Origin of the sequence: Phytopseudomonas daroniae, from assembly GCF_004327275.1 — a bacterium.
GTDB classification, from domain to species: domain Bacteria; phylum Pseudomonadota; class Gammaproteobacteria; order Pseudomonadales; family Pseudomonadaceae; genus Aquipseudomonas; species Aquipseudomonas daroniae.
The window spans coordinates 168045-187949 of the sequence record NZ_QJUJ01000007.1 but is presented as its reverse complement, the minus strand read 5'-3'; the positions used below and the strand labels follow the sequence as shown (position 1 = coordinate 187949).

Sequence of the window (19905 nt, the reverse complement as noted above, 5' to 3'; positions counted from 1 at the left end):
AGATGCCCTCTTAGGAGAGAGACGATGTTCAAATACATTTGGGACGTACTGGTCGGTACCGCGACCCAATTGCGCAGCCTGGTCATGATCTTCGGCCATGGCTTCCGCAAGCGTGACACCCTGCAATACCCGGAAGAGCCGGTGTACCTGCCGCCGCGCTACCGCGGGCGCATCGTGCTGACTCGCGACCCCGACGGCGAGGAGCGCTGCGTGGCCTGCAACCTGTGCGCGGTGGCCTGCCCGGTGGGCTGCATCTCGCTGCAGAAGGCCGAGACCGAGGATGGTCGCTGGTATCCGGACTTCTTCCGTATCAACTTCTCGCGCTGCATCTTCTGCGGTCTGTGCGAGGAAGCCTGCCCGACCACCGCGATCCAGCTCACCCCGGATTTCGAGATGGGCGAGTTCAAGCGTCAGGATCTGGTCTACGAGAAGGAAGATCTACTGATCTCCGGCCCCGGCAAGAACCCGGACTACAACTTCTATCGCGTGGCCGGCATGGCCATCGCCGGCAAGCCCAAAGGCGCCGCGCAGGATGAAGCCGAGCCGATCAACGTCAAGGGGCTGCTGCCATGATCCGTCTCATCCTCCCGTCCGCCATTCGTTCGTCGAGGCCATGACCATGGAATTCGCCTTCTACTTCTCCGCGGGGGTCGCGGTTGCCTCGACCCTGGGTGTGATCACCAGCAAGAACCCGGTGCACGCCCTGCTCTACCTGATCATTTCCCTGCTCGCCGTTTCCATGGTGTTCTTCAGCCTCGGCGCGCCGTTCGCCGGCGCACTGGAAATCATCGTTTACGCCGGCGCCATCATGGTGCTGTTCGTCTTCGTGGTGATGATGCTCAACCTCGGCCCGGCCTCCGTACAGCAGGAACGCACCTGGCTGACCCCGGGCATCTGGATCGGCCCGGCGCTGCTTTCCGCCGTATTGCTGGGGCAGTTGCTGTACGTGCTGTTCGCCGTACCGAGCGGTGTCACCATCGGTCACACCACGGTCGATGCCAAAGCCGTGGGCATTCATCTGTTCGGCCCTTATCTGCTGGCCGTGGAACTGGCTTCCATGCTGCTGCTCGCCGCGCTGGTCGCCGCCTATCACCTGGGCCGCAACGACATCAAGGACGCTACGCCATGAACGGTATTCCAATGGAGCACGGCCTGGCGCTGGCCGGCGTGCTGTTCAGTCTCGGTCTGGTCGGTCTGATGGTGCGTCGCAACATCCTGTTCGTGCTGATGAGCCTGGAAGTGATGATGAACGCCGCCGCCCTGGCCTTCGTCGTGGCGGGTGCACGCTGGGGCCAGGCTGACGGGCAGATCATGTTCATTCTGATCATCGCCCTGGCGGCTGCCGAAGCGAGCATCGGCCTGGCGATCCTGCTGCAGCTGTATCGCCGCTTCCACACCCTCGATATCGACGCAGCCAGCGAGATGCGCGGATGAACTTCTTATTCCTGACGTTACTGTTTCCTCTGCTTGGCTGGTTGATCCTGGCCTTCTCCCGCGGCCGTCTGAGCGAAGGTAGCGCGGCACTGATCGGCGTCGGTTCGGTCGGCCTGTCGGCACTGACCACCGCCTGGATCATGTGGCAGTTCAATACCGCGCCACCGGCAGGCGGCGTCTACACCCAGACTCTCTGGCAGTGGATGAGCGTCGAGGGTCTGGCGCCGAGCTTCACGTTGTACCTGGACGGTCTGTCGCTGACCATGCTCGGCGTGGTGACCGGTGTGGGCTTCCTGATCCATATGTTCGCCAGTTGGTACATGCGTGGTGAAGAGGGTTACTCGCGTTTCCTCTCCTACACCAATCTGTTCATCTTCAGCATGTTGCTGCTGGTGCTGGGCGACAACCTGATGACCCTGTTCTTCGGCTGGGAAGGCGTGGGCCTGTGCTCGTACCTGCTGATCGGTTTCTACTACAAGCACGTGCCCAACGGTAACGCGGCGCTGAAAGCCTTCATCGTCACCCGCATCGGCGACGTGTTCCTGATGATTGGCCTGTTCCTGCTGTTCCTCAACCTCGGCACCCTGAACATTCAGGAGTTGATGGTGCTGGCACCGCAGAAATACGCGGCAGGCGACACCTGGCTGTGGCTGGCGACCCTGATGCTGCTCGGCGGCGCAGTCGGTAAATCCGCGCAGTTGCCGCTGCAGACCTGGCTGGCCGACGCCATGGCCGGCCCTACACCGGTATCGGCACTGATCCACGCCGCGACCATGGTCACTGCGGGTGTCTACCTGATCGCCCGTACCAACGGCCTGTTCCTGCTGACCCCGGAGATTCTCCACCTGGTCGGCATCGTCGGCGGTGTGACGTTGGTGCTGGCGGGCTTCGCGGCATTGGTGCAGACCGACATCAAACGCATCCTCGCCTACTCGACCATGAGCCAGATCGGCTACATGTTCCTTGCCCTTGGCGTGGGTGCCTGGGACGCGGCGATCTTCCACCTGATGACCCACGCCTTCTTCAAGGCACTGCTGTTCCTCGCCTCTGGCTCGGTGATCCATGCCTGCCATCACGAGCAGAACATCTTCAAGATGGGCGGCCTGTGGAAGAAGCTGCCGCTGGCCTACGCCAGTTTCATCGTCGGCGGCTCGGCCCTGGCGGCGCTGCCGCTGATCACCGTGGGCTTCTATTCCAAGGACGAGATCCTCTGGGAAGCCTTCGCCAGCGGTAGCTCCGGTCTGCTCTACGCCGGCCTGCTGGGCGCCTTCATGACCTCGATCTACACCTTCCGGCTGATCTTCATCGCCTTCCATGGCGAACAGAAGACCGAAGCCCATGCCGGCCATGGCATCGCTCACAACCTGCCACTGATCGTGCTGATCGTGTTGTCGACCTTCATCGGCGCCTGGATCACCCCGCCGCTGGCTGGCGTGTTGCCGCAGAGCGCCGGACACGCCGGTGGCGAGGCCAAGCACAGCCTGGAAATCGTCTCGGCCTGCATCGCCCTGGCCGGCATCCTGCTGGCGGCCATGCTGTTCCTCGGCAGACGCAGCTTCGCTACCGCGGTCGCCAACAGCGCGCCGGGGCGTTTCCTGTCGGCCTGGTGGTTCGCTGCCTGGGGCTTCGACTGGCTCTACGACAAGATTTTCGTGCAGCCCTACCTGTTCCTCTGCCGCCTGCTCGCCCGTGACCCCATCGATGGTGCCATCGCCATCATCCCGCGCCTGGCGCGTGGTGGTCACAGTGTCCTGAGCCGCAGCGAGACCGGACATCTGCGCTGGTACGCCATCTCCATCGCCGGGGGCGCCGTGCTGGTGCTCGCCGCCGTGCTGATGGCCTGACCGATGATCCCGCATACTTTTTCTAAGGAATCCCGTCCGTCATGATTCTGCCTTGGCTAATCCTGATTCCCTTCATCGGCGGCCTGTTGTGCTGGCAGGGCGAGCGTTTCGGCGCCACCCTGCCGCGCTGGATCGCGCTGCTGACCATGTCTCTGCTGTTCGGCCTCGGCCTGTGGCTGTGGGGCACCGGCGACTTCAGCCTGGCTCCCGCTCCGGGTGCCGAGCCGCGCTGGGCCCACGAGTTCCAGGTGCGCTGGATCGAGCGTTTCGGTATCAGCATCCACCTGGCGATGGACGGCCTGTCGGTGCTGATGGTGAGCCTCACCGGTCTGCTCGGTGTGCTCTCGGTGCTCTGTTCGTGGAGCGAGATCCACAACCGTGTCGGGTTCTTCCACCTCAACCTGATGTGGATCCTCGGCGGCGTGGTCGGCGTGTTCCTGGCCATCGACCTGTTCCTGTTCTTCTTCTTCTGGGAAATGATGCTGGTGCCGATGTATTTTCTCATCGCGCTCTGGGGTCATAGCGGCAGCCCGGGCAAGAGCCGCATCACCGCGGCCACCAAGTTCTTCATCTTCACCCAGGCCAGCGGCCTGGTGATGCTGGTGGCGATCCTCGGCCTGGTATTCGTGCACTTCAACCAGACCGGCGTGCTGACCTTCAACTATGCAGACCTGCTCAAGACCCAGCTGTCGGAAAGCACCGAGTACCTGCTGATGCTCGGCTTCTTCATCGCCTTCGCGGTGAAGTTCCCGGTAGTGCCCTTCCACTCCTGGTTGCCGGACGCTCACGCTCAGGCGCCAACCGCCGGCTCCGTGGATCTGGCCGGTATCCTGCTGAAAACCGCGGCCTACGGCCTGCTGCGCTTCGCTCTGCCACTGTTCCCCAATGCGTCGGCAGAGTTCGCGCCCATCGCCATGTGCCTGGGCGTGTTCGCGATCATCTACGGTGCGCTGCTGTCCTTCGCGCAGACCGACATCAAGCGCCTGGTGGCCTACTCCAGCGTCTCGCACATGGGCTTCGTGCTGATCGCCATCTATTCCGGCAGCCAGATCGCCCTGCAGGGCGCGGTGGTGCAGATGATGGCCCACGGCCTGTCGGCTGCCGCGCTGTTCATCCTCTGCGGCCAGTTGTACGAACGCCTGCACACCCGTGACATGCGCGAGATGGGCGGCATCTGGGCGCGCATGTCCTGGCTGCCGGCATTGAGCCTGTTCTTCGCAGCCGCCGCACTGGGCCTGCCGGGCACCGGCAACTTCGTCGGCGAGTTCCTGATCCTGATCGGCAGCTTCCCGACCGCCCCCTGGATCACCGTGATCGCGGCTACCGGCCTGGTACTGGGCTCGGTGTATTCGCTGATCATGATCCACCGCGCGCACTTCGGCCCGGTCAAGAACGACAGTCCGCTGCCGGGCCTGCAATTTCGTGAGCTGAGCATGGTGCTGTGCCTGGCCGTGCTGCTGATCCTGCTCGGTGTTTACCCGCAGCCGGTGCTCGACACCTCCGCCGCCAGCATGCAAGGCGTGCAGCAGTGGTTCAGCGGCGCCCTCAATCAACTCGCTTCGGGCCGATAGGGTAAGGGTTCAAATTTTATGGAACATCACGCTGTGGAATTCACCACCCAACACCTGATCGCCCTGCTACCGCTGCTGGTCACCTGCGCCACCGTGGTCGTGGTGATGCTGGCCATCGCCTGGAAGCGCAACCACGAGATGACCTTCATCCTCTCGGTGCTGGGCCTCAACCTGGCCCTGCTGTCGCTGCTACCGACCCTCGGCGTCACCCCGCTGCAGGTCACGCCGCTGATGCAGATCGACACCTTCGCCTGCTACTACATGGCGCTGGTACTGATCGCGACGCTGGCCTGTGTGACCCTGACCCACGCCTACCTGGGCGAGGCGACGGTCAGCGATGGGCAGACCAAGGGCTACCCGCGTAATCGCGAGGAAATGTACCTGCTGCTGTTGCTCTCCGCAGCAGGCGGCCTGGTGCTGGTCAGCACCGAGCACCTGGCGGGCCTGTTCATCGGTCTGGAGCTGCTCTCGGTGCCGACCTACGGGATGATCGCCTACGCCTATTTCAACAAGCGCTCCCTGGAAGCCGGTATCAAGTACATGGTGCTGTCGGCGGCAGGCAGTGCCTTCCTGCTGTTCGGCATGGCGCTGCTGTATGCCGACGCCGGTAGCCTGAGCTTCGCCGAAATCGGTGCCAGCCTGGCCAACGCCAGCGGTAGCCAGTTGGTGCAGATCGGTATCGGCATGATGCTTATCGGCCTGGCGTTCAAGCTGTCCATGGTGCCGTTCCACCTGTGGACACCGGACGTCTACGAAGGCGCCCCGGCGCCAGTCGCCGCGTTCCTGGCCACGGCCAGCAAGGTGGCGGTGTTCGCCGTGCTGCTGCGTCTCTATCAGCTCTCCCCGGCTACCGCCGGCGGCTGGCTGAACGACCTGCTGACGGTCATCGCCATCGCCTCGATTCTGTTCGGCAACCTGCTGGCCCTGGTGCAGAACAACCTCAAGCGCCTGCTCGGTTATTCGTCCATCGCCCACTTCGGTTATCTGCTGGTGGCGCTGATCGCCAGCAAGGGCCTGGCCGTGGAAGCCATCGGCGTGTACATGGCTACCTACGTGCTGACCAGCCTGGGCGCGTTCGGCGTGATCACCCTGATGTCCACGCCTTACAACGGCCGCGACGCCGATGCGCTGTACGAATACCGCGGCCTGTTCTGGCGTCGCCCGTACCTGACGGCCGTGCTCACGGTGATGATGCTGTCGCTGGCCGGCATTCCGCTGACCGCAGGCTTCATCGGCAAGTTCTACGTCATCGCCGCAGGCGTGCAGGCACAATTGTGGTGGCTGATCGGCGCGCTGATTCTGGGCAGTGCCATCGCGGTTTTCTACTACCTGCGGGTGATGGTCACGCTGTTTCTGGTCGAGCCCAATCTGCATCGCCACGACGCCCAGTTCAACTGGGGCCAGCGGGCCGGTGGCATCATGCTGATCCTGGTGACCATTCTGGCCTTCATCCTCGGCGTCTACCCGCAGCCGCTGCTGGATCTGGTGCAGCAAGCAGGCCTGGTCGCCGCCGTACGCTGATCCGCTGCATAACGAAAAACGGCTGCCCTGGGGCAGCCGTTTTTTCTTTCGACGTCGCGTTATTCCGGCAATCTGACCGTCTTCTTGCCAGCGCTGAACAGGTTCCAGCTGGCAACGAACAGCGCCGCGACCAGCGGGCCGAGAACGAAGCCGTTCAGGCCAAACAGTGCCATGCCGCCCAGGGTGGAAATCAGGATCAGGTAGTCGGGCATGCGGGTGTCCTTGCCGACCAGGATCGGACGCAGGATGTTGTCTACCAGGCCGATCACCAGCACACCGAACAGGGTCAGCACCACACTCTGCCAAATGCTGCCGTTGAGAAACAGGTAAATGGCCACCGGGGCCCAGACGAGACCCGCCCCGACCGCCGGCAGCAGCGACAGAAAGGCCATCAGCACGCCCCACAGCAACGGGCTGGAAATGCCCAGCCCCCAGAAGATCAAGCCGCCCAAAGCGCCCTGTACCGCAGCAACGACGATATTGCCTTTCACCGTGGCGCGTACCACCCGGGTGAACTTGATCTGCAAGCGACGCTTGGTGTTTTCGCCCAGCGGAATGGCCATGCGGATATCGCGCACCAGTTCCTGCCCATCGCGCAGCAGGAAAAAAAGCAGATAAAGCATGACGAAGAAGCTGATGATGAACTGGAAAGTGCCTTGGCCGATGGCGAACACCTTGGTCGCCAGGTACTGGCTGCCAGCCGCGGCGCTGCTGGAGATCTGCTCACGCAGGCCATCCATATCGTCCATGCCGAAGCGGTCGAGTTGCTGCTGCAGGAACGCTGGCAACATATCCTTGGTACTGGTGACGTAGGCACCGACATCCAGCTCGCCGGACTCGATGCGTTGATAGAGGCTGGTGCCTTCGGCCACCATTGCCGACGTAATGAAAATCACCGGCAAAATCGCCACCAGCAGACAGATGACCAGCGTCAGCAAAGCCGACAGGTTGCCACGCCCGCCGATGCGCCGGGCCATGCGCCGCTGCAGGGGCGCGAACACCACCGCCAGTGCCACCGCCCAGAACACCGCGCCGTAGAATGGCAAAAGGATCCAGAAAAAAGCGATCGTCACCAGGACGAGCAGGAGGATGAAGGTTTTCTTTTCGAGGGAGGTAGTCGGCATGTTCGGATCACAGGATGGGGTATGCCCATTAGTCACCTGCGGCCCAGACAAAGTGCGAGAAACTTCTTGAAGGCGTCCCTGCCCCCGTTGCTCAGATCCTGAACTGACGCACCAACTGCTCCAGGCCCTGCCCCAACTGCGCCAGACTGCGTGCCGTCTGCGCGCCCTGGCGGGTTTCGTCGGCGACGCTGTCCACCGCTCCAGCGATCTGATGCACGCTGCGGTTGATCTCCTCGGCCACTGCGGTCTGTTCCTCGGCGGCGCTGGCGATCTGCGCGTTCATCGCATTGATGGTACCGATCAGCCCGGCGATGGCATCCAGCGAGGTGCCGGCCTTGTTGGCCTGTTCGCTGGTGATGTCGCCGGCATCGCTGGACTGACGCATGGCGTTGACCGCGTCCCGCGTGCCGCTCTGCAGTCGGTCGATCATGCCCTGGATCTCCTGAGTGCTTTGCTGGGTACGACTGGCCAGCGCCCGCACCTCGTCGGCGACCACGGCGAAGCCACGGCCAGCCTCGCCGGCGCGCGCGGCCTCGATGGCCGCATTGAGGGCCAGCAGGTTGGTCTGTTCGGCGATCGAGCGGATCACGTCGAGCACACTGACAATCGAGTGCACGTCCTTCTGCAGGTTATCGAGAGATGTGCCGCTGCCGCGAATGTCGCCGACCAGGGAGTGGATACGTGCGATGCTGCCGTCCACCACCTGTTTGGCCGCCTGGCCTTCGCGATCCGTCTGCTGTGCAGCTTCTGCAGCGCCCTGGGCGCTCTTCGCCACTTCGTGGGCCGCGGCAGACATCTCGTTGATGGCTGTGGCGACCTGATCCGTTTCATGGCGCTGACGCTCCATGGCCTGTTCCGAACGCTGGGCCTGGGCGGAGACTTGGCCGACCAGCTCGGTCAATTGGCCGGTCATGTCAACGATCTGCCGCACCAGGCCATGCACCTTCTCGACGAAACGGTTGAACGAGCCGGCTAGCTCTCCCAGCTCGTCGTTGCTGTCGATGGGCAGACGCCGGGTCAGATCGCCCTCGCCAGCGGCTATGTCGTCCAGGTTGGCCTTGATCTGCTGCAACGGACGCAGAAAGGTGTTGCTGAGGATCAGACCGACCACGCCGAACACCACCAGCAACACCCCGCCGATAACCATGATACTGGTGATGATGGTGCCTACACGCTGGTCGATTTCTTCCTGCACCCCGGCGATCTGTGCCTCGACGCCGTCGAGATTCAGCGCTGTACCGATGGCCATGTCCCATTTCGGCAGGTAGTAGCTGTAGGCGAGCTTGGGCACCTGCACCGCCTCGTTACTGGGCAACGGCGAGGAATAATTGACGTAGTAGCTGTTGTCCTTGGCAACGCGCACCAGTTCGCGGTTGATGTACACGCCGTTTACATCGCGCCGATTCGAAAGATCGTTGCCGACGTCCACCGGGCTGGTACTGCGGAACAGTCGCACCACATTGGAATCATGGCCGAAGAAGTAGCCATCCTCGCCGTACTTGATCTTCGCCAGAATGGCGATGGCCTGCTCGCGACTGGCCAGATCGCCATTGGGCGCCGCGTCGTACAACTGCTGTACGGATCCCAGTGCGATGGACATGTAGTTCTGCAGTTCGCTGCGTTTTTCCTCAAGCAGGCGGCTGCGGGTTTCTTCCACCTCCTGCTCGGCCAGACCGTACAGCACCTTGGCCGCAGCACCGCTGAGCACCACAGCGAACAGCAATACGGGGATCAGAGCCAACAGAACGACTTTCGATTTCAAGGTCAGGCGCATTTTTGTTTTCCTTGTGAGCCATACGAAATACAACGGAGCTACCATCCATATCGGCAGCCCCGTCGAGAACGTTAAACCCAACCGTCGAACGGGCACATCATGACCCCGCTCAAAGGCTCGCTTCAGGATGCAAGTGGTTTAGCGGCTGGGCCTCCAGCCTTTTTAACGCTGCATGAGCGATGCGCAGCCGTCACAGCACCATCGCGGCGACCCAGCCGAACACCAGCAGCGGCAGGTTGTAGTGCAGGAAGGTGGGCACCACGGTGTCCCAGACATGGTTGTGCTGGCCGTCGACATTGAGGCCGGCGGTCGGGCCTAGGGTCGAGTCCGAGGCAGGCGAACCGGCATCGCCAATGGCGCCGGCGGTGCCGACGATGCATACCGTGGCCAGCGGGCTGAAGCCCATTTGCATGCAGAGCGGTACGAAGATCGCGGCAATGATCGGCACCGTGGAAAACGACGAGCCGATGCCCATGGTCACCAGCAGGCCGACCAGCAACATCATCAGCACGCCCAGGCCCTTGCTGTCGCCGATCCACGCGGCGCTGGCGTCCACCAACCCTTTGACCTCGCCGGTCTCGCGCATCACTTCAGCGAAACCCGAGGCGGCGATCATGATGAAACCGATCATCGCCATCATCTTCATGCCTTCGGTGAACAGATCGTCGGTTTCCTTCCAGCGCACGATGCCCGAAGCGGAGAACACCACGAAACCGAGCAGCGCGCCGATGATCATCGAATCGAGCCACAGTTGCGCGCCGAACGCGATGGCCACGGCCACACCCGCTACCACCAGGCTGCGGCGGTTGTAAGCGACATCCACGCGCTCGGTACGCTCGACCAGCGCCAAGTCGTAACTGCGCTTGCGACGGTAGCTGTACAGCGCCAGCAACAGACCCGTGACCATCCCCATGGCCGGGATCAGCATGGCATGGCTGACGTTCACGCCTGTCACATCCACTCCGCTGCGTACCACGTTGGCCAGCAGGATTTCGTTGAGAAAGATGTTGCCGAAACCCACCGGCAGGAACATGTAGGGCGTGATCAGACCGAAGGTGAGCACGCAGGCGATCAGTCGTCGGTCGATCTGCAACCGGGTGATGACGAAAAGCAGCGGTGGCACCAGCAACGGGATGAAGGCGATATGGATCGGCAGGATGTTCTGCGAAGAAATCGCTACTGCCAACAGCAGCCCCACCAGCATCCACTTCAGCGAACCGCCGCCACGCGAATCCTGCCGCCCGACCATGACCAGTGCCTTGTCGGCGAGCGCGTGGGCCAGCCCCGACTTGGCGATCGCCACGGCAAAGGCCCCCAGCAAGGCATAGGAAAGCGCCACGGTGGCACCACCACCCAGACCTTTGTTGAACGCGGCCAGTGAGCCTTCGATGCCCAGACCACCGATCATACCGCCTGCCAGAGCGCCGACGATCAGCGCCACCACCACGTGCACCCGGCAAAGGCTGAGAATCAGCATGATGCCGACGGCGGCGATAACTGCGTTCATGAAAGGCTCCTGGAATCACCGCGCAAGCGACGGCCCGTTGGGGTGGCAGCCAAGGGTGGCTGTCCACAAAAAGCGTCGCACTCTGCCGGAAGCTGACTTGGGTGTCAAAAATCCGCACGAGAATGGCCACAAGGTTTATCGAACGCACCGCAAGAACGGTTCTAAGCAAATAGCACAAACGTCTTTCCCGCTTCTGGCAACGGGCATTAGCCTCACGCCTTTTATCAATGGAGGATCCACATGCTCGATATCGTCCTGGTTGCCGGCTCAAGCCGCCCTGACAGCCAATCCGCAAAAGTCGCCCACTTTCTGCGCCAACGCCTGATCACGCTGGGCAAGACCAGCGCCGAACTGAGCCAGATCATCGATCTGGGCACAGGCCCCCTGCCCCTGTGGCCGGCCGAAGACAAAGGCACCTGGCCGGACTACAGCCAACGTCTGAAAAGTGCCGATGCGGTGGTGGTGATCGCTCCCGAGTGGAACGGTATGGCCGGGCCGGCGATCAAGAACTTCTTCATCTATGCCAGCAAGGCCGAACTGGCGCACAAGCCGGGTCTGCTGGTCGGCGTTTCTTCGGGCATTGGCGGCGGTAGCCCGATCGCCGAGCTGCGCAGCTCGAGCTACAAGAACTGTCGCGTGAACTACCTGCCGGAGCACCTGATCATCCGCCAGGTGACCAAGGTGCTGAACGACGAGCAACCGGTCAGTGAAGACGACATCCGCATTCGTGCGCGTATCGATTACACCCTGGACATCCTCGCTCAGTACGGTGAAGCCCTGAAACCGGTGCGTGCGAACATCGATCTCAGTGATCCGGCATTCACCAACGGCATGTAAGCGAGCGTGTCGAACTGCCGTTCAGCGCGTGCGCAGCGGCAGTCCGACCCTGACGCGAAGCCCACCCAGATCACTGTCATGCAGCGATATCGTGCCGCCCCAGGCGTCGACGATATCGCGCACGATGCCTAGCCCCAGGCCGTGTCCGGCGGTCTGCTCATCCAGGCGAATGCCACGGCTGAGCACGTCCTCACGACGCTCGCCTTCGATCCCCGGGCCGTCGTCATCGACCGTGAGAACATAGGCCTCGGTCGTACGCTCGATATGCAGGCGTACCTGACTGTCCGCCCATTTGCAGGCGTTATCGAGCAGATTACCGAGCAGTTCCAGCAGATCCTCGCGGTCGCGCGGCAAGCGCAAGTCTGACGGCACGGTTTGCCAGCTCAGCTTCAGGTCACTGGCGTGGATCATGCCCAGAGTCGCGAACAATCCCGGCAGTTCTTCCTGGCAATCGAAATGAGCACCGGGCAAGGCTTCGCCGGCCAAGCGGGCACGCCCCAACTCACGAGCGATACGCTGCTCGATCTGTTGCAGATGTTCGATCAGGTTGTCACGCAGCTCCGGGTGGGCGCGCAGTTCGTCCCGAGCAGCCAGATTGACCAGCACCGCCAGCGGCGTCTTCAGGGCGTGCCCGAGGTTGCCGAGGGCGTTGCGTGAGCGCTTCAGGGTTTCTTCGGTGTGGGCCAGCAGATGGTTGATCTGCTCGACCAGGGGCTCCAGCTCCTCGGGCACCCTTTCATCCAGTTCGGAACGCTGGCCTTCCTGCAGTTGGGCGATCTGTACTCGTGTCTGTTCCAGCGGGCGCAGCGCCCGACTGACCGCCAGGCGCTGCAGCAACAGAATCAGTGCCAGGCTGCCAAGCCCCAGGCCGAGGCCGATGCGTTGCACGCGCCGGAAGCTTTCCAGCACGGGCGTGTAGTCACGCGCCACGGAGATGGTCAGTTGCTGGCCAAATCGCCGGTACTCCCCGCGGTAGGCCACCAGCAATTGCCCCTGGGGCCCGTCCTGCAGTTCGGGCTGCAGGCCATCCACATCGCTGGGCTGCAGTTCGCTGTCCCACAGCGAGCGCGAACGCCAGCTCTTGTCGGCGAAGTCGATACGGAAATAAAGACCGGAATAAGGGCGCTGAAAAGCCGCGCTGAGCCGCGACTCATCCAGCTGGATGCCCGAAGGCCCGCGCACCAGCGCGACCAGAAGCGATTGCGCCTCCTCCTCCAGGCCGGACTGCATGTAGCGGCGCAGGCTGTTATCGAACAACCATAGGCAGGTTTGCGCCAGCAGCAGACCAATGACCAGCAGGACGCTGATCAGCCCGAGGCTCAGGCGCCGCTGAATCGACCTCAAGCGGCGCTACCGCTGAACCGGTAGCCCTGGCCGCGGCGGGTTTCGATCACCTCACGCCCGAGCTTGCGGCGCAGATGATTGACGTGAACCTCGATGACGTTGGAATCACGCTCGGTTTCACCGTCGTAGAGGTGCTCGGCCAGGTGGCTTTTGGAGAGAATCTGCCCGGCATGCAGCATGAAGTAGCGCAACAGGCGAAACTCCGCGGCGGTCAGTTCGATTTCCTGATCGCCACGGCTGACGCATTGCCGGCCTTCATCCAGATGCAGGCCAGCAGCCTGCAACTGTGGCTGATTGGCCAGGCCACGAGCACGCCGCAGCAGGGCCTGAATGCGCAGCTGCAACTCTTCGGGATGGAAAGGTTTGGTGAGGTAATCGTCGGCACCGACCTTCAGCCCTTCGATACGCTCGGCCCAGGAGCCGCGCGCGGTAAGGATCAGCACCGGGGTAACGAGGCCGCCCTTGCGCCACTCCTGCAACACCTCGAGCCCCGGTTTGCCGGGCAAACCGAGGTCGAGAATGATCAGGTCATAAGGCTCGCTGGCGCCCTGGTAGACGGCATCGCGGCCATCGGCCAGCCAGTCCACCGCATAGCCCTGCCGGATCAACGAGGCGGTCAGCTCATCAGCAAGAGGAACATGGTCTTCCACCAGCAACAGGCGCATGTCAGTCGTCTACCTCGTCCTTCAGTATCCGCCCATCGTGGGCGTCCAGTTCCAATTCGCGAACCACGCCTTCTTGGGTCAGCAGTTCCACTTCGTAAACGAAGACGTCGTCTTCTTCCTCCAGCTCGGCCTCGAGCAGTGTCGCGCCGGGGTAGCGCTCCAGTGCTGCGCGCATCAACTGGTCAAGCGGCAGGATCACGCCGCTCAGGCGCAGATCCCGCGCCTCGTCCTGATCCAGATCCCGCGCGCTGGCGGCGCAGGTCAGCGTCACCAGCAGCACGATGGAAATGAAGCGTAAAACCGGGGTGCCTTTCATCAATCATCCTGATGGTTCTTGAGGATGGTGCCATTGGTCGCATCCAGTTCGACATCCCATTTGCGACCCTGGGTGTCACGCACTTCTACCTGATAGAGATAGCGACCGTATTCTTCCTCGAGCTCGGTGTCCTCCAGTTTACCGCCCGGATGCTGGGCAAGGGCAGCTTCATTGAGCTTTTCGAAGGACTGGATGGTGCCGGCTTCATACAATTCCAGCGCCTCATCCGGCCCCAGGTCACGGGCCTGGGCGATACCGGCGGTGGCCGTCAGGGCAGCGCCAGCGAACAATGCAGTCAGTTTCTTCACGGTGATCTCCCGGTTATCTGTTTCGACGATGTTCAGGTTAAGGGAGGCGACTTAACTCAAACTGAATTGACCCACAGACCCGCATACTGTCCGCGCCCTATACTGGCACCTCACACCTGGAGACCGGTATGAGTGCCATTCAGATCAAGTATCCCGCCCTTACCCTCAAAGCCGGCCGTCGCGCTCTTGCGCGCATCCGCGAGCAGAATCTGCAACCGGCGGATGTCGGTACATTGCCGGGTGCCGCGGGTGGCCCCAAGGCGCTCGGTATTCAAGGCCTGGATATCGCGTTGTTCGGTGACTGGCTGGCACGCGCTCCGCGGGAGCGTTCGCTGATCGGCGCTTCGATTGGTTCCTGGCGCTTCGCCAGTGCCTGTTTGCCTGAGCCAGCCGTGGCGTTGCGGCGCCTGGGCGAGCTCTATACCGGCATGCGCTTCGCCAAGGGCGTGAGCATGGTCGAGGTGTCGCGCCGCTGTACGCAGATGCTCGACGAGCTGTTGCAACAGCAGGATGCCGCGGTGCTCGACAACGCCCATTACCGGCTCAACATCGTCGTGGTGAAAAGCCATGGTCGGCTTGCCGAGGACGGGCGACGTACGCTGGGGCTGGGACTCTCGTCAGTGATAGGCAGCAACCTGCTGGGTCGCCCGCGCCTGGCCCGTCACTTCGAACGGGTGATCCTGCACGACGCACGTCTGGCCCCACCACTGCACCCACTCACCGATTTCCCTTCGCGCTGCTTGCCTCTGGATGTCGGCAATCTGCGCCATGCACTGCTGGCTTCCGGCTCGATTCCCTTCGTGATGCAAGGCGTGCGTGACATTCCCGGCGCCGGCCCCGGCACGTACCGCGACGGCGGCCTGCTCGACTATCATCTGGATCTGCCTTACAGCGGTGACGACATCGTGCTGTACCCGCACTTTACCGATCGCATCATCCCCGGCTGGTTCGACAAGGGCATGCCCTGGCGTCGCGGTGACGCCACGCGCCTGCAGGATGTCCTGCTGCTGGCTCCGTCTCGCGAATACCTGGCACGCCTACCCTACGGCAAGCTGCCGGATCGCAAGGATTTCAGCCGTTTTCTGGGCGACGATGCCGGGCGCGAGCGCTATTGGCGCCTGGCGATGGATGAAAGCCAGCGCCTGGGTGACGAATTTCTCGAGCTGGTTGAAAGCGGCCACCTAGCCGATCATCTGCAGCCTCTTTGAGCCCCAGCATGCCCTTGGCAGCGTCGACCCAAGCAATGTCGGAAAACTGGCAGCAATTCGATCACGGCACCTAAACATTTGCCGCTATTGATAAAAAACCGGAACCAAATGGAACCGACGCTCTGCGTTATTTTCCTATTAAGTGTTGGTGTCGTTTCAATGGTTGGTAAAGCAACTGACTGTTCTAACCCTTGAAAACTTTGATGCTCGTCAACTTCACAATTTAATTTTCATTTTTTTGAAAAATTAATTCATTTGGATGTGACTTGCAGGGCTCATCGGATCATCAACAGCTATGAACGTCAGCGTTAACACATCGCTGACACTATGAATCATTGGGAAAACCTCGGAGAACCGACCCCATGAACGCTTCGCTGCGTTTCAATGATGCACTGCTGATTGCCGATCGTGCCTTTCAACCTTTTCACTGTGTCGCCTGGACACCCCAGGATGGCACCGGCGTACTGAGCCTGACGGTCGTAGACCGCACCAGCACTCGCCTGATCGATCGCACGCAACTCACCAGCAGCATTTACAGCGATCCGCAAGAATTGGCCAAGGCATTGAAAAAATCCCGCGACGAGCTGAGCCGCAAAGGTTTCGACCTCGCCCCGTGGAGCATGCCGGAATAGAGCGTTAATCGCTCGCCTTTCATTGTTCCCATGAAGTTGCCGTACCTTTGGTGCGGCAACTTGTCTCGGTATTGAAACATCTCCCTTCCGCTTTACCGATTGGCTCACCGCACCTGGAAAAGACTGAACTTCCCGCCGTATTCGGCTGGCTAAGTCTTTATCCGTCGCAACGAGCTGGCCGGCATGTACAACGTCATTAAAATACCGCTGTCTCCGCTGACGCATTCTGCCGTTCACCACCTTGCTGGCATCACTGTCGCTCCCGCCCCTGGTGCTGTATTGGCGAACCGTCGATGACCGACTCACCGCTAATCCCCGAGCTACCGAGTGACCTGCATTACGTCGATGACAGTGGCCCTGGCATCACTCGGCGCAAACTTCGCGGCAAATTCTGCTATTTCGATCCCAGCGGGGAGCGTATTCGCGATACCCGGCAGGTGGCCCGCATCGATGCGTTAGCCATACCGCCCGCTTACGTCGACGTATGGATCTGCCCGGATCCCAAAGGCCACCTGCAAGCCACCGGCCGCGATGCCCGCGGGCGCAAGCAGTACCGCTATCATCCACGCTGGCGTGAAGTACGCGACACCGACAAGTACGCCAATCTGCTGCTGTTCGGCAAAGCCCTGCCGAAATTGCGTCAGGCAGTGGAGCAGCACTTGCTGCTACCCGAGCATGGTCGTGAAAAGGTCATGGCAACGGTCATCACCCTGCTCGACAACACCCTGATCCGCATCGGCAACGTGCGCTATGCAAAGGAAAACCGCTCGTACGGCCTGACTACCCTACGCAACCGCCACGTCGAGGTGCAGGGCAGCGCCATTCGTTTCCACTTCCGAGGCAAGAGCGGGATCGAGCATGAAGTGGAGGTCAGCGACAGGCGCCTGGCACGCATCATCCGGCGCTGCCTGGAGCTTCCGGGGCAGCACCTGTTCCAGTACCTCGATGCGCAGGGCGAACGCCATACCGTGACCTCCACTGACATCAACGATTACCTGCGCGAGCTGACGGGTGCCGATTTCACTGCCAAGGATTACCGCACCTGGGCCGGCAGTGCCTTGGCGCTGTCGCTCTTGCGCAAGCTCGAATGGCAGCCGGAAAGCTCGGCCAAGAAGCATGTGGCGGCAATGGTCAAGCTGGTCGCCGAGGAGCTGCGCAACACTCCGGCGGTGTGCCGCAAATGCTATATCCACCCAGCGCTGATCGATGCCTTTCACGCTGGCGATCTTTCCGATCTACGCCTGGCAGCGGCCCGCAAGGGGTTGCGCTCGGAAGAAAGCCTGCTGATGCGCTTTCTGGAAAAGCTCCCCAGCGCCTGAGCCACGCCCATAGAGTGGCGAGATATGTGGGGTTAATGTCATTGCCGCCACTCTCTCGCCCGCGCACACTCTGTCCATCTTTCCTGAGGGATCGCCATGGACGACATCAAATGCATCGCCGCCCTGATCTATCCGGACTTCATGAGCCTGGATGTAGTCGGCCCGCTGCAGGTGTTCGCCTCCGCCAATGTGGAGCGTAATCGCCAGGGGTTGGGCGATGCTTACCGACTGCTGATACTCGGCGAACAGGCCGGGCCGGTAGCTAGCTCCTCCGGGATGCGCCTGATGGCCGACGCGGCCTGGAGCGATTGTGATCCCGCCGGGCTGGATACCCTGCTGATTCCCGGCGGTATCGGCGAAACGACGCAGTGCGAGAACCAGGCCTTGCTGGCCTGGCTGCGCAGCGCCGAGCCGCATATCCGCAGGCTCGGTTCGGTATGTTCGGGCGCGCTGATCCTGGCTCGTACAGGGCTGCTCGACGGCCAGCGGGTAACCACTCACTGGGCCGATATCGACACACTGCGTCAGCACGCCAGGCTGCGGGTGGATGCCGATTGCCTGCATACCTACGACCCCACTGCAGCCGATGGCAGCCAGCACCTGTTCACGTCCGCCGGCGTGACGGCAGGTATCGATCTTGCCCTGGCGCTGGTGGAAGCCGATCTGGGACGCAGCATGGCGCTGGCCGTGGCACGGCGGCTGGTGATGTTCCTGCGCCGTCCCGGCGGCCAGGCACAATTCAGTGCCCTGCTCGCTCCCGAGCCCAGCCGTACGCCACGTCTTGCCGAATTGCTGGACTGGATTCCCGTCAATCTGGGCAGCGATCTGTCCCTGGAAGCGCTGGCCAGCGAGGCAAAGATGGCGCCTCGCACCCTGTCCCGCGTTTTCGCCAAGGAATTGGGGATCGGCCCTGCGCGTTATGTGGAACGCATCCGTCTGGAAGCGGCCCGCGCCCTGCTCCAGGACGCCCAGGCATCGATCGGTACGGTCGCTCGTCTGACGGGGTTCGGACATCCGGAAAACCTGCGCCGGGTCTTTCACAAACATCTGTCCATCAGCCCCCAGGAATACGCCGAACGTTTCGGTCAGGAGAGCTCCCATGCTTGAACTGCGCCCCAACTGCGAATGCTGCGACCGCGACCTGCCAGCGGAGTCCAGCGAAGCGCGCATCTGCTCGTTCGAATGCACCTACTGCAGTGAGTGCGCCGACACCCACCTGCATGGCCGCTGCCCGAACTGCATGGGCGAACTGCTGCGCCGGCCAATCCGCCCGGCCGAGAAGCTGTCTGCCAATCCGCCGTCGACGTTGCGGGTACTCAAAGCGGGAGGGTGTGATGCTGCTATTGCGTAACCGTGCGCTGCTGATCCTGTTTTTCGCTCAGGCGCTGTATTGGAGCTGCTCGCTGATCGGCATCACACTCACTGCGCTGATCGGTATGCAACTGTCGCCGTACAACAGTCTGGCAACCTTGCCTCTGGCTCTGCTGGTGCTGGGTAACCTGATGGCCACTCATCCATTGTCACTGTTCATGCAGCGTCACGGCCGACGTCCCGGGCTGACGCTCGGGGCCGCAGCCGGCATCCTTGGTGGGCTGATCAGCGCCCTGGGCGTCTGGCTGGCAGACTTCAATCTGTTTTGCCTGGGAGCCCTGCCGATCGGCGTTTACCAGGCTTCGGCCATGTACTACCGTTTCGCAGCCTTGGAGACGGTGGATGAGGCCCATAAAGGTCGCGCTGCAGCCTGGGTGATCGGTGGTGGTGTCTGCGCCGCGCTACTTGCGCCTACCTTGACACTGTGGGCGCGTAATGCGCTGAGTACCCCCTTCGTTGGGGCCTATCTGTTGCTGGCCGTGTTGGCGCTACTGGGGCTTTTGTTGCTGAGTGCACTGCGTGAAGGAGCGATCCCGGTCGCTCCGCGTGGCGATATGCGGACACTGTTGGCGCGTCCGGCAATTCGCTCCGCGCTGATCATTACCGCCATTGGCCATGGTTTGATGATCCTGGTGATGAACGCCACACCACTGGCCATGAGTTTTTGCGGCCTGTCCGTGGAAAGTGCTGCACAGGTGATCCAGTGGCACATGCTGGGCATGTTTCTGCCAGCATTGATCGCTGGCCCGCTGGTGGATCGCCTCGGCGGTCGACGTGTAGCAGCGACCGGCATCGCGCTATTGAGCTGCAGCGCCTTGGTCGCACTGATAGGCCAGGCACAGATGTATTTCCTGATTTCCTCGCTGCTACTGGGGATCGGCTGGAATCTCATGCTGGTAGCCGGCACTACGTTGCTTGTCAGCGCCCACAGTGCCGAGGAGCGTGGACGGGCACAGGGACTGATGGAACTGGCTAACGGCAGCGTTGCGGCCTGCGCCGCATTCGCTTCCGGCGCGCTGATCACCGGGCTGGGCTGGAACCTGGTGAATCTGGCCATGCTGCCGGTGCTGGCAATCGCCGTCGTGGCCCTGCTGGCCCGCTCGGCTACGCGTCCACCGGTAACAGGCTGA

Annotated in this window: 20 protein-coding genes; 13 read left to right on the top strand and 7 right to left on the bottom strand. The window is 62.1% G+C overall.

All coding sequences use genetic code 11. The features are described from left to right. Positions 1-24 precede the first annotated feature (24 nt). From nuoI to nuoN, 6 genes are read left to right on the top strand one after another with little or no spacing between them, the layout of a single operon-like run. A complete protein-coding gene (nuoI, locus tag DNK10_RS17350; RefSeq protein ID WP_131192409.1) occupies positions 25-573 on the top strand; it encodes an NADH-quinone oxidoreductase subunit NuoI in 549 nt (182 codons plus the stop codon). Between the two features lie 46 nt (positions 574-619). Beyond that, positions 620-1129: an NADH-quinone oxidoreductase subunit J gene (gene nuoJ, locus DNK10_RS17345; RefSeq protein WP_131192408.1), complete on the top strand. Its 510-nt coding sequence runs from the start codon at positions 620-622 to the stop codon at positions 1127-1129. Further along, entirely contained in the window at positions 1126-1434 is a 309-nt protein-coding gene (nuoK, locus tag DNK10_RS17340; protein ID WP_070883764.1) for an NADH-quinone oxidoreductase subunit NuoK, read from the top strand. The genes nuoJ and nuoK overlap by 4 nt, the downstream gene beginning before the upstream one ends. Continuing rightward, the gene (gene nuoL / locus DNK10_RS17335) at positions 1431-3278 is read left to right on the top strand and encodes an NADH-quinone oxidoreductase subunit L (protein ID WP_131192407.1); all 1848 of its coding nucleotides are present in this window, start codon (positions 1431-1433) and stop codon (positions 3276-3278) included. The genes nuoK and nuoL overlap by 4 nt, the downstream gene beginning before the upstream one ends. A 41-nt stretch (positions 3279-3319) precedes the next feature. Continuing rightward, positions 3320-4849, top strand: a complete 1530-nt coding sequence (nuoM, locus tag DNK10_RS17330) for an NADH-quinone oxidoreductase subunit M (protein ID WP_131182452.1) — start codon at positions 3320-3322, stop codon at positions 4847-4849. Positions 4850-4882: 33 nt separating this feature from the next. Continuing rightward, positions 4883-6370 carry an NADH-quinone oxidoreductase subunit NuoN gene (gene nuoN, locus DNK10_RS17325; RefSeq protein WP_131182476.1) on the top strand — a complete coding sequence of 496 codons (1488 nt, stop codon included), beginning with the start codon at positions 4883-4885 and terminating at the stop codon, positions 6368-6370. 59 nt (positions 6371-6429) lie between these two features. On the opposite strand, the gene DNK10_RS17320 is transcribed toward nuoN, so the two are convergent. From DNK10_RS17320 to DNK10_RS17310, 3 genes are all read right to left on the bottom strand, one after another. Next, positions 6430-7494, bottom strand: coding sequence for an AI-2E family transporter (locus tag DNK10_RS17320; protein WP_131181686.1), 1065 nt, complete (start codon positions 7492-7494; stop codon positions 6430-6432). A 91-nt stretch (positions 7495-7585) separates the two neighbouring features. Continuing rightward, entirely contained in the window at positions 7586-9268 is a 1683-nt protein-coding gene (locus DNK10_RS17315; RefSeq protein ID WP_131192406.1) for a methyl-accepting chemotaxis protein, read from the bottom strand. Between the two features lie 190 nt (positions 9269-9458). Next, a complete protein-coding gene (locus DNK10_RS17310; protein ID WP_131181688.1) occupies positions 9459-10775 on the bottom strand; it encodes a Na+/H+ antiporter family protein in 1317 nt (438 codons plus the stop codon). A 240-nt stretch (positions 10776-11015) separates the two neighbouring features. Here DNK10_RS17310 and DNK10_RS17305 point away from each other — a divergent pair, with 240 nt between their 5' ends. After that, complete coding sequence (locus tag DNK10_RS17305; protein WP_131192405.1) at positions 11016-11612, top strand: NADPH-dependent FMN reductase; 597 nt, start codon at positions 11016-11018, stop codon at positions 11610-11612. 21 nt (positions 11613-11633) lie between these two features. On the opposite strand, the gene DNK10_RS17300 is transcribed toward DNK10_RS17305, so the two are convergent. From DNK10_RS17300 to DNK10_RS17285, 4 genes are read right to left on the bottom strand one after another with little or no spacing between them, the layout of a single operon-like run. Next, complete coding sequence (locus tag DNK10_RS17300; protein ID WP_131192404.1) at positions 11634-12956, bottom strand: sensor histidine kinase; 1323 nt, start codon at positions 12954-12956, stop codon at positions 11634-11636. Further along, complete coding sequence (locus DNK10_RS17295) at positions 12953-13621, bottom strand: response regulator transcription factor (RefSeq protein ID WP_131192403.1); 669 nt, start codon at positions 13619-13621, stop codon at positions 12953-12955. The genes DNK10_RS17300 and DNK10_RS17295 overlap by 4 nt, the downstream gene beginning before the upstream one ends. A 1-nt stretch (position 13622) precedes the next feature. Next, a complete protein-coding gene (locus DNK10_RS17290) occupies positions 13623-13937 on the bottom strand; it encodes a PepSY domain-containing protein (RefSeq protein WP_131181692.1) in 315 nt (104 codons plus the stop codon). Then, positions 13937-14245, bottom strand: a complete 309-nt coding sequence (locus DNK10_RS17285; RefSeq protein ID WP_131181693.1) for a PepSY domain-containing protein — start codon at positions 14243-14245, stop codon at positions 13937-13939. Before DNK10_RS17285 ends, DNK10_RS17290 begins: the two co-directional genes overlap by 1 nt. Positions 14246-14373: 128 nt before the next feature. On the opposite strand from DNK10_RS17285, the gene DNK10_RS17280 reads away from it, so the two are divergent. The 6 genes from DNK10_RS17280 to DNK10_RS17255 all read left to right on the top strand — a co-directional run bounded on the left by DNK10_RS17280 (position 14374) and on the right by DNK10_RS17255 (position 19905). Next, positions 14374-15453, top strand: coding sequence for a patatin-like phospholipase domain-containing protein (locus DNK10_RS17280; protein WP_131192402.1), 1080 nt, complete (start codon positions 14374-14376; stop codon positions 15451-15453). A 362-nt stretch (positions 15454-15815) separates the two neighbouring features. Beyond that, positions 15816-16085, top strand: coding sequence for a hypothetical protein (locus tag DNK10_RS17275; RefSeq protein ID WP_131181695.1), 270 nt, complete (start codon positions 15816-15818; stop codon positions 16083-16085). Between the two features lie 293 nt (positions 16086-16378). Next, complete coding sequence (locus DNK10_RS17270) at positions 16379-17404, top strand: DNA topoisomerase IB (protein ID WP_131192401.1); 1026 nt, start codon at positions 16379-16381, stop codon at positions 17402-17404. Positions 17405-17500: 96 nt separating this feature from the next. Then, on the top strand, positions 17501-18511 hold the full coding sequence (locus DNK10_RS17265) for a GlxA family transcriptional regulator (protein ID WP_131192400.1): 1011 nt from the start codon (positions 17501-17503) through the stop codon (positions 18509-18511). After that, positions 18504-18755 carry a DUF1272 domain-containing protein gene (locus DNK10_RS17260; protein ID WP_131192399.1) on the top strand — a complete coding sequence of 84 codons (252 nt, stop codon included), beginning with the start codon at positions 18504-18506 and terminating at the stop codon, positions 18753-18755. The genes DNK10_RS17265 and DNK10_RS17260 overlap by 8 nt, the downstream gene beginning before the upstream one ends. Beyond that, positions 18742-19905: an MFS transporter gene (locus tag DNK10_RS17255; protein ID WP_242674727.1), complete on the top strand. Its 1164-nt coding sequence runs from the start codon at positions 18742-18744 to the stop codon at positions 19903-19905. Before DNK10_RS17260 ends, DNK10_RS17255 begins: the two co-directional genes overlap by 14 nt.